3 protein-coding genes and 1 pseudogene are annotated in these 2,298 nt (G+C 37.5%); all 4 read left to right on the top strand.

Annotation, left to right across the window (positions count from 1 at the left end; translation table 11 throughout):
- On the top strand, positions 1-692 hold a 692-nt coding region (locus JF53_RS17865; protein WP_236686938.1), incomplete at its 5' end, for an HNH/ENDO VII family nuclease.
- A 29-nt stretch (positions 693-721) separates the two neighbouring features.
- Complete coding sequence (locus JF53_RS10440; RefSeq protein ID WP_047982069.1) at positions 722-1,297, top strand: suppressor of fused domain protein; 576 nt, start codon at positions 722-724, stop codon at positions 1,295-1,297.
- Positions 1,298-1,713: 416 nt separating this feature from the next.
- A pseudogene (locus JF53_RS17475) lies at positions 1,714-1,800 on the top strand (recombinase family protein); the annotation flags it as partial.
- Positions 1,790-2,298 (top strand): hypothetical protein (locus JF53_RS10435; RefSeq protein ID WP_157052494.1); only part of this gene is annotated, 509 nt, incomplete at its 3' end. The pseudogene JF53_RS17475 and the gene JF53_RS10435, both read left to right, overlap by 11 nt.

The raw sequence follows: 2,298 nt of genomic DNA, 5'->3' as shown, positions 1-2,298 counted from the left end.
ATGTACAGCGAAATAGTTCGTATGCTACACTAGCGTCATATAAGACTGGTTCGTCTATGAAGAATTCTATTAAACCGACTGTGGCCAAACCAGAACCGAAGAAAAAGGGCTTGTTCTCCAAAGTTGGGGGCTTCCTAAAAGATGCAGCAGACTTCCTGTTCATGGATGACATCAGAACCCTTGCAGACCCGAATGCATCCGTGTTAGACAAAAGTATAGCATTCATTAGCTTAATACCAAATCCATTTGGAAAAGCCGTAAAAGGTGTAAAACTCGGAGTCGACGCGGCTACGAGTTTAGGTAGGAAGGCTGATGATGTTAAGGCTGTAGTGAAGGGTCTAGAGAAGGCCGGAGGTACTAAGGGTACGGATAAGATTGATAAGACATATAGCCGTCCGTCTGGTTATAGAAAAGGCGTTAGGGATGAAGCTTGGGAAAAAGCTAAAGGTGCAGACGGTGAAGTGAGAGACCCAGTAAATGGAAAGAAAATGGATAAAGAAGAACCATGGGATATGGGCCATAAACCAGGATACGAATTTAGAAAGCATCAAAAAAGTGCACAAGAAAGAGGCATTTCAAGAAAACAGTTTCTAGATGAACACAATAATCCAGACCACTATCGACCTGAGTTGCCTTCTACTAATAGAAGTCATAAAGGTGAAGACTTGACTGACAATTATTTTGGAGATTAAGATTGTAATGAGGTATTAGGAGGGGTATTATGAGTATTTCAACTGAAAATAAAATAATTGCAAAGTCAGCTTTACAAGCTTTTGGGGGTAAACCGCAAGTTTCAAAATACTGGGATGAAAGTAATGTAAGTAATATTGATATGCTTTCAACCGCTGATAGACCTTATGAAGGTATTACATCATACTCAACAATTGGACTCTCCGACCATTCAATTGAATATACTGTTGATGGAACTCCTTTACGAATAGAAATTGTTGGAGCTAGTGCATCAGAGTATAAACATTTTCCTAATGTGTTGGCAACCTGTGCTTTCTGTATTATAAATTCAAACTTTTTAGTGTCTCATGGTAAAGTTTTTCGAGATATGATAAAGATGTATTATCCTAATAGCGAAATGAAACATGTTCTATTTGTATCACCATTTTTGTGGGAAGATTTAAAGACGCTTGATTTTCCAAACAAGAAAGTAGCTTGGTTACTCGCTGTTCCAATTTCTGAGAATGAGTATATATTTGCCCAAGAAAAAGGAACAGATTCATTAGAGGAATTATTTGAAGAGAAAGAGATAGATATATTTGATTTAGAACGAAAATCTATATTGTGACTTTCTGTATATTAACCTTGATTGGCTAAATGCCTTTCAAGGTTTTTTCCTTTAATTTATATTTCAACTGATATTTGAGTGAGACAATAGAAAATTAATTGTTTGAGAATCGAGAGGTCATGATGGTAGTACCATCAAGGAGTTTTATTTTAACACTGGGCTAGGAAGAATAATGTGAGAATTTGGCGAGATGACATTTTATATGGCATGGGTGTTATGATTTGGGATGGCTAAAAAAATAACGAGTATGACAAAGCTCATGGCGATACAATGGATTACGTAAAAAAATTTTTACTTTTGTGCCTTGGCTTCTAAATTTTCGAGTTGTATTCTAACTAGAGAAGGTCGTATAATACTCGCTATTCGTTTAAAAAGCGTTACGAAAATTACAAATTATGTAACGGGAGGGTGAGAAATTGAACGTTTTCGGGTATATACGAGTCTCGACTCAAGAGCAAGCAAGAGATGGGTATAGCTTGAAATATCAAGAAGATGAAATTAAGTAGTACGTCGTGGTATGTGAATGGTCAAGAAGTACGGTATCGTATCCATACTACTGGGGCACTATCTGGATATCAAGTACTCGGTACAAATATGGATACTGGAGCCTCCTACGGGAAAACAGATGTACAGCGAAATAGTTCGTATGCTACACTAGCGTCATATAAGATTGGTTCGTCTATGACGCGGGAGCGTTGGACGTATGAAGGTTATCAAACTGGATATACATCGGACATTAGAAGAACAGTTGTGGATAATTTACGGTTCTTAACGGTTTATTATGAAGTAGATACAAGAAATACGTGGTATTACAATTATACAAAAACGTTGACGGACCTGTATCCAGACGGTACGATTATTCCGTCAACGGAACGGACTGTGGCAGATGAACAGGTTCAATATATAGAAGATGGGATTTCCCAATGGACAGAATATAAATCTGCTTCGCAGCTAGCAGAAGAAAATATGCTTTATCTATCGCAGCACTACAAAATTCCTGA

The organism is Ornithinibacillus contaminans, assembly GCF_001038425.2.
Taxonomy (GTDB): domain Bacteria; phylum Bacillota; class Bacilli; order Bacillales; family Amphibacillaceae; genus Ornithinibacillus; species Ornithinibacillus contaminans.
Note: the sequence above shows the minus strand (reverse complement) of the source record. Positions and strands in the feature narration are given on the sequence as shown.